The sequence below is a fragment of the Pseudomonadota bacterium genome (assembly GCA_023229365.1).
Lineage (GTDB): Bacteria > Myxococcota_A > Polyangia > JAAYKL01 > JAAYKL01 > JALNZK01.
In genome coordinates this window covers 106,735-113,503 of record JALNZK010000006.1, presented here as the reverse complement: position 1 = coordinate 113,503, position 6,769 = coordinate 106,735, and the positions used below count along the sequence as shown (strand labels likewise).

Sequence of the window (6,769 nt, the reverse complement as noted above, 5' to 3'; positions counted from 1 at the left end):
GGGCGGTCGGCTCCCGGTGTACCACATGGATCTCTATCGGCTCGGGGCCCCGGCCGAGCTGTACGAGCTCGGCCTCTGGGAGTACTACGACGGCCGCGGCGTCTGCCTCGTCGAGTGGTGCGACCGGTTCCGAGACCTGTGGCCCGACGAGGCGCTCGTGCTCCAGCTGCACCTCCTCGACGGCACCGCCCGGCGCATCGAGGCGAAAGGTCGCGGTCGCGGCGCGGCACTCGTCGACGGGCTCGAGACCCCATGACCTCGAGCAAGCGGAGCACCGCGGCGAAGATCGTGGTCCTCGCGTTGTCGTTCGGCCTGCTCGGCTACGTGCTGTGGCAGATCGGGTGGGACCAGGTCGTGCTCTACGTCGGCCGCATCGGCGCGCTCGCCGGCCTCGGGCTGATCGCGGTGGGGTACCTCGAGAACTTCTGCGACTCCCAGGCGCTCCGCGCGGGGCTCGGCCCGGGCGCGCCCCGGCTGAAGACGCTCTTCATCGCCCAGGCCGGCTCCTTCGTCAACATGTTCATCCCGTTCGACGGCGGCGAGGTGTTCAAGGCGACGATGCTGCGCAAGATCGTCGACAGCAAGAGCGCCTTCACCGGCATCATCCTCTGGAACTACCTGGCAAAGCTCACGAAGTCGGTCGCGATCCTCGGGACGTCCTGCGTCGCGTGGCTCTGCGCCGGCGACGCGGGCGCGAAGTCGATCGCCGGGATGCTCGTGCTCCTGTCGATCCTCTCCTTCTCCATGTTCCTCATCTTCAAGCTCGTGCTCCTGTTCGGGGCCACCGAGAAGATCGCGCGGATCCTCGTCAAGCTGCGCCTCCTGCGGCGCTCGCCCGAGGAGCTCGTCGCCAAGGCGCGCGACATCGACCAGACCGTGCGCCACTTCTACACGCGCGAGAGGGGCCGCTACCTCGCCATCCTCGGGTGGCAGATGGCGGCGCGGGTCGTGAACTTCTTCACCCTGTGGTTCCTCATCGCGACGCTCGGCGGCGAGGGCTTCCAGGAGGCGCTCGTCGCGTACTCCACGTTCGGGCTGACGACGTTCATCACGCTCCTCTTCCCGAACCGGATCGGCGTCGACGAGGGCGCCGGCTACGTCGTGTTCAAGATGGTCGGGCTCGATCCCACGCTCGGCGCGATGCTCCAGTTCGTCGTCCGGCTGCGGAACGTCGTCGTCAACGGGACGGCGCTGCCCGTCGCGCTCGGGTTCTCGAAGCGGGCGCAGGACGGCGCCGGCGAGGAGGCGCCGTGAAGATCGCGATGGTCTCCACCTACCCGCCGTTCCCGTGCGGCATCGCGACGTACACCGCCAACCTGGCGCGAAGGATCGCGGCGGCCGCCGAGGTCGCGGTCTGCTCCGAGGGCGGCGCGCAGGGCGACGATCCGTTCGCGGTCCACGCGACCTACTCGCGGCGCGGCGACTACCGCGCGGCGATCCGGGACGCGATCGCCCGCGACGTGCCGGACTGCGTCCACTTCCAGCACGCGCCCGACCTCTTCCCGGACAGCGGGGCCCTGCTCGCGCTGATGGACGACCTCGCGGCGCTCGGCCCGCGGATCTTCATCACCCTGCACACGGTGCATTCGGGCGGCGCGCCGACGCGCTTCTATCGGGAGCTCGCGAAGCGGTCGGACTTCATCGTCCACAGCGCCCTGTGCCGCGACTTCCTCATCCGGGCCGGCGTCCCCGAGGGCGCCGTACACGTCGTGCCGCACGGCACCGAGGCGATGGCGCTCCCGGACCGCGGCGGGGCGCGGCGGGAGCTCGGGCTCGCGGAGGACGATTTCGCCTTCCTCTTCTTCGGCGCGATCCACGGCCAGAAGAACCTGCACACCGTCGTGCGCGCTTTCAGGACCGTCGCCGGGAAATCGCCGCGGTGCCGGTTCGTCCTCGTCGGCGCGGCCGGGCGGCGGCTCTGGTACAACAAGCTGTACGTGCGGGCGTGCCGAGCGCTCTCGGGGCCCGAAGCGAACGTCTCGTGGGAGGATCGCTACGTCCGCGACGACGAGATCCCGCGCTACTTCAGCGCCTGCGACGCCATCCTGCTCCCCTACTGGCAGCGCTACGCGTCCGCGAGCGGCGTGCTGCACCTCGCGGTCGGCGCCGGGCGCCCGGTCCTCTGCTCGGACAGCCCCAAGTTCTCGGAGATCTGGGGGATCGTCGAGCGGGAGAAGCTCTCCATCGTCGTCCCCACGCTGAGCGCGGGGAAGTGGGCCGCGGCGATGCTCTCATTGAGCGACGACCCCGCGCTGCGGGAGCGCACCTGCGCGGCCCTCAAGGAGTACGCGCTCGCGACGACCTGGGAGAAGGTCGCGGCGCAGCACCTCGAGGCGTTCGCGGCCGTCAGATGAGCGGGACGATGAACTCGTGCCAGCCGGTGTCGACGTCGAACGGGGTGAGCTCGTACGCCTCGTCGTAGCCGCCGAAGCCGAAGATCGCCTCGCGCGGCGCGTAGATTGAGAGCGGCCCGATCTCGTCGAGGTCGGGCGAGTACCACTCGGCGACGATCAGAGAGTCGAACGCGTCGACGAGCGCGCCCGGCGCCTCGCCGCCTATCACGGCCCCGGTCCTGTCGACGAGATCGAGGAAGTCGATCATGCCGTCCCAACCGAACGGCTGCGGCGTCACGGCCTCGAGCTTGGCCGCCTTCATCGCCTCCGCGTCCGCGTCCGACGCCGCGTCGAGGAACGCCGCGATCGCGGAGCCGAAGTCTCCGTCCATCGACCGCACGTCGACCGCGGTGAAGCCGACGCTCGACTGGGCCGAGTAGAACGCCTGGAACGCCTCGACCGACGCCTCGACCCAGCGCCGCGCGGTGAGCGGCCCCGCGAACCAGTTGTCGAACGTCGCCTCGTACTCGAAGCCCGTGTCCGGGATGCTCATCACCGACGCGCCCATGAACTCCGCATCGTTTCGCACCGCCCACGCGATCTCGATCGAGCCGAGCAGGCAGGCGTCGAACGTGATCGCGGCGATCCCCTTGCCCGCGATCGCGGGCGGGAAGCCGGTGCTCATGGAGAGGGTGTTGCCCGACTCGTCGTCGCTGCAGATCCCCTTGAAGATCGGCCGCGCGTCGGCGTCGCCGTCCGGCCCCTTCGACCACCCGTTGCCGTGATCGCTCACGTGCAGGATGTACGCCTCGGCCGGAAACGCCGCCTGGCAGTAGTCGATGAACGCCTCGAGCGTGTCGCCCGAGCCCATGTCGATCTCCTCGCCGCCGTCGCTCGTGTCCGTGAGCCCGAGGAAGTCGGGATCCGCGAGCCGCTCCGAGTGGATCGCCGTCATGTCCTCGTCGTGCGTGATCCGGAAGAGCTTCGCCCCCTGCCAGTCGCCGTCGGCCTCGGAATAGCCCTCGGCGCGGTCGAACAGGACGATCACGTTGACGTTCTCGGGGATCGTCGCGCGCTCGGTCTCGTTGACGTCGTCGAACAGGACCTGCTCGAGGTTGTTGTCGCCGTCCTCGTACATCATGACGGTCCAGGTCGCGGGCGGCGCCTCGCTCTCGGTGTCGCCGGTTTCGCTGTCGGTGTCCTCCGTGTCGGAGGTCTCGCTGTCGGCGTCCGAGTCGGTGTCCCCGCCGCCGGTGTCCACGGCCTCGGGTCCGACCATCGGGATCTGTTCGTCGCCGCACGACGCGGCCGCAAGGCACGTCACCAGGAGCAAGAGCGGGAACCTCGTCATCACGATCCTCCTTTTGGCGGGGCGCAGCCCACCAGGATAGTGTCCCGAAGCCGCGGGACGGGTCACCCGAGCCCCTCGAGGACCCGCGCGAGCTCGGGCGGCAGCGGCGACTCGACGGAAACCGCGCTTCCGTCGATCGGATGCGGCGCCCGCAGGCGGCAGGCGTGCAGGAAGAGCCGGTCCAGGCCGGCGATCGCGGGCCCGCCGTACTTGGCGTCCCCGGCGATCGGCGCACCGGCGTCGGCGAGGTGCGCGCGGATCTGGTGCCGCACCCCCCTGTGGATCACCGCCTCGACGAGGGCGAACGCGCCGATCGTCTCGGCCGAGCGGATGAGCGTCACGGCCGGGGAACCGTCCGCCGCGCCCGCGACCGCCGCGCGCCCCCTGCCCGCCGCCGCGAGCGGCAGGTCGATCCGCTCGGGCAACGGGAGCGCGCCCGGTGCGACGAGGGCGGTGTACGTCTTCTCGATCTCGCCCCGGCGCTGCGCCGCGAACAGGCGATCGAACGCCTCGGCGGTCCTCGCCGCGAGCACGACGCCGGACGTGCCGCGGTCGAGCCGCTGCAGGAGGCCGCCGTCGCCCGGCGAGCGACCGAGCATGGCGCACTCGGGGTAGCGCGCCGCGATCCCGCCCGCGAGGGTCCCGATCTCGCGGGGGTCGAGCGGCACGGACGGGATCCCGGACGGCTTGTCGATCGCGAGGAAGCTCGGCTCCTCGCGGATCACGGCGAGGGCGATCGCCGGATCCGGGAGCGGCAGCCACGCCCCGAAGTCGGGCTGCGACCAGACCGCGACCGCGTCGCCGGCCCGCAGCGGATCGCCCTTCCGCGCGCGCCGTCCGTTCACGGTGATCTCGCCGTCGCGGATGAACCCTTGGGCGCGCCGACGCGAGACGCCCTTGAGCACCAGGGCGAGGTACGCGTCGAGCCGCACCGCGTGCCCGCGCTCGTCGACGATGATCTCGCGCCAGGGGGTGAGCGGCTTCATGCCCCCCCATGTTGAAGTGCGGCCCTCGCGGAGTCAATCGCGGCGAGGCGGACGCCGAACGTGATCCGGTTTGCGGCTCGGCGCCGGTGCGTGGCGGAAACGACACACATCGACCGGAGCACGATCGGGTCGAAAACCGGATGTCGATCGCGGGGATAGCGCCTCAGCGCGGATTGGAACGATTCTTGAAAGGCTCGGCTCCACGACACGGTACAATCGGGCCCGAAGCCCCACACGACGAGGAGTGGATCATGGTGCCCCCGAACAAATGGAAACGGCCGACGTTCCTGTGGCCGCTCGCGTCGCTCCTGCTCGGCGCCGCGGGCTGCGACATCATGCCCGACGAGGACGCGCGCGAGGTCAGCGCGCGGATCCTCCACAGCGCGCCCGTGACCGACGTGGAGTTCTCGCCGGACGGCCGGATCCTGGCGTCCTCGAGCCAGGACGACACGATCCGGATGCTCGACGTCGACATCCTCGCCGGCTCGACGGGCGGGACGCCGAGCACGACGATCCTGCCGGAGGAGCTCCCCGCGAGCCCGATCCACGGCTACGGCGGCGGCATCGGCGCCATCGCGTTCTCCGAGAGCGGCGTCCACCTCCTTTTCGGAGCGCGCGACTTCGCCTACCGGGACGTGATCGCCCTCGCCGACGTGACCCTCGGCGACGTCGTCGGCGACTTCGCCGGCGCCGGCGGCCCGACCAGGGGCCTCGCCTTCAGAGGCGACGCTCTCGTGGCGGCCGGCGGATACGAGCTCGAGGACGCCGCGCTCGAGCTGTGGCGCCTCGATGCGCCGGACGAGGAGCCCGCGCACCTCGGGGAAGGGACGCTCGGCCCGGCGTACGACGTCGCGTTCTCGCCCGACGGCTCGCTGATCGCGGCCGCGTTCGGCGACGGCGCGGTGCGGCTCTTCTCGGCGGCGGATCTCGCCCTCGTCGGGACGCTCGACGAAGGCGGCGTGCCGCACGCCCTCGCGTTCTCGCCCGGCGGCGGCTACCTGCTCTCGGCGGGCGACGACGGCGCGCCCGGCTTCTCGGGCACCGGCGCGGTGGTCCGGCTGTGGCGCGTCGCGGACGGCGCGCTGGAGCGCTCGTACGATCTCGGCGCCCAGGTGCTGCACGCGATCGCCTTCGCGCCGGACGGCGCCGCGTTCGCCGCGGCCGGCGACGCGCACCGCATCTCGGTCGTCGCGATCGAGAGCGGCGAGCTCCTCTGCAGCCTGAAGGGGCACACGGACGTCGTCCGGGCGGTCGCGTTCTCCCCCGACGGCGCGCTCCTCGCGAGCGGCGCGGACGACATGTTCGTGCGCCTCTGGGACGTCGACGACCTGATAGGCGATCCGCCGGGGGACGGCGGCCCGGACGACGGCGGCTTGGACGACGGCGGGACCGAGGAGGACGCGGGGCCGGACGCCGGGGCGGACGCCGGCACGGACGACGGTGGTGTCTGAAGGGGAGCTTCGCCGCGCGCCATGGGCGCGATCGGCTTTTTTCGCTCGGAAGACGAGCGCGATAGGTGAACCGATGCGTACCGAACGGATTTTGACCCTGGCCCTCCTCGCCGCGCTCGCGGCGCTCGCGGCGACGGCGTGCGACTACGAGGAGGAGGAGACGTCCCCCTGCGAGTACTACTGCCAGGCCGCCGGGGAGTGCCACGTGGCGAGCGATCAGATGTTCAGCGCGACCGAGTGCATGCGGACGTGCCAGACCTCGTTCGAGCGCCACAGCTCGGTCGGCTGCCAGTCGCCCTACATCGAGCTCATCGAGTGCATGGTCGATCTGCCCTGCCAGAGCTGGAACGACTACGGCGCGGCGTGCGCGGCCCAGATCGACTACCTCGACACCTGTGTCGAAGGGACGACCTACTGATCGCGGGGCGGGCTCACCCCTTCCGGTGCGAGCACGAACGGCAGAGCCGGTTGAGGACGCGGTCCCAGGAGAGGAAGACCGTGTCGCACCGGAGGCACGCGATCATGCCCGCGCGCAGGGGGTGCGGCGGCGGCTTCTGATGGCGGTGCCACACGGCCGAGGTCTCCAGCTTTTCGACGGCTTCTTCCTTGTCGAGCATGGCGCTCCCTTCGCGTCCCATTCGCAGGATG

At 71.1% G+C, this 6,769-nt stretch carries 8 protein-coding genes; 5 read left to right on the top strand and 3 right to left on the bottom strand.

What is annotated here, in order from left to right:
- From M0R80_06005 to M0R80_05995, 3 genes are all read left to right on the top strand, one after another.
- The coding region (locus M0R80_06005; GenBank protein ID MCK9459173.1) for a tRNA (adenosine(37)-N6)-threonylcarbamoyltransferase complex ATPase subunit type 1 TsaE at nt 1–256 on the top strand (256 nt) is incomplete at its 5' end.
- Nucleotides 253–1,254: a flippase-like domain-containing protein gene (locus tag M0R80_06000; GenBank protein ID MCK9459172.1), complete on the top strand. Its 1,002-nt coding sequence runs from the start codon at nt 253–255 to the stop codon at nt 1,252–1,254. The genes M0R80_06005 and M0R80_06000, both read left to right, overlap by 4 nt.
- Nucleotides 1,251–2,354 carry a glycosyltransferase gene (locus tag M0R80_05995; protein ID MCK9459171.1) on the top strand — a complete coding sequence of 368 codons (1,104 nt, stop codon included), beginning with the start codon at nt 1,251–1,253 and terminating at the stop codon, nt 2,352–2,354. Before M0R80_06000 ends, M0R80_05995 begins: the two co-directional genes overlap by 4 nt.
- Here the strand turns inward: M0R80_05995 and M0R80_05990 are convergent.
- The gene (locus tag M0R80_05990; protein MCK9459170.1) at nt 2,347–3,684 is read right to left on the bottom strand and encodes a clostripain-related cysteine peptidase; all 1,338 of its coding nucleotides are present in this window, start codon (nt 3,682–3,684) and stop codon (nt 2,347–2,349) included. The two genes, M0R80_05995 and M0R80_05990, sit on opposite strands and share 8 nt — an antisense overlap.
- 62 nt (nt 3,685–3,746) lie before the next feature.
- Complete coding sequence (locus M0R80_05985; GenBank protein ID MCK9459169.1) at nt 3,747–4,670, bottom strand: RluA family pseudouridine synthase; 924 nt, start codon at nt 4,668–4,670, stop codon at nt 3,747–3,749.
- 251 nt (nt 4,671–4,921) lie between these two features.
- On the opposite strand from M0R80_05985, the gene M0R80_05980 reads away from it, so the two are divergent.
- On the top strand, nt 4,922–6,121 hold the full coding sequence (locus M0R80_05980; protein ID MCK9459168.1) for a hypothetical protein: 1,200 nt from the start codon (nt 4,922–4,924) through the stop codon (nt 6,119–6,121).
- 73 nt (nt 6,122–6,194) lie between these two features.
- A complete protein-coding gene (locus M0R80_05975) occupies nt 6,195–6,539 on the top strand; it encodes a hypothetical protein (GenBank protein MCK9459167.1) in 345 nt (114 codons plus the stop codon).
- Nucleotides 6,540–6,552: 13 nt separating this feature from the next.
- On the opposite strand, the gene M0R80_05970 is transcribed toward M0R80_05975, so the two are convergent.
- Nucleotides 6,553–6,759, bottom strand: coding sequence for a hypothetical protein (locus M0R80_05970; protein MCK9459166.1), 207 nt, complete (start codon nt 6,757–6,759; stop codon nt 6,553–6,555).
- Nucleotides 6,760–6,769 lie beyond the last annotated feature (10 nt).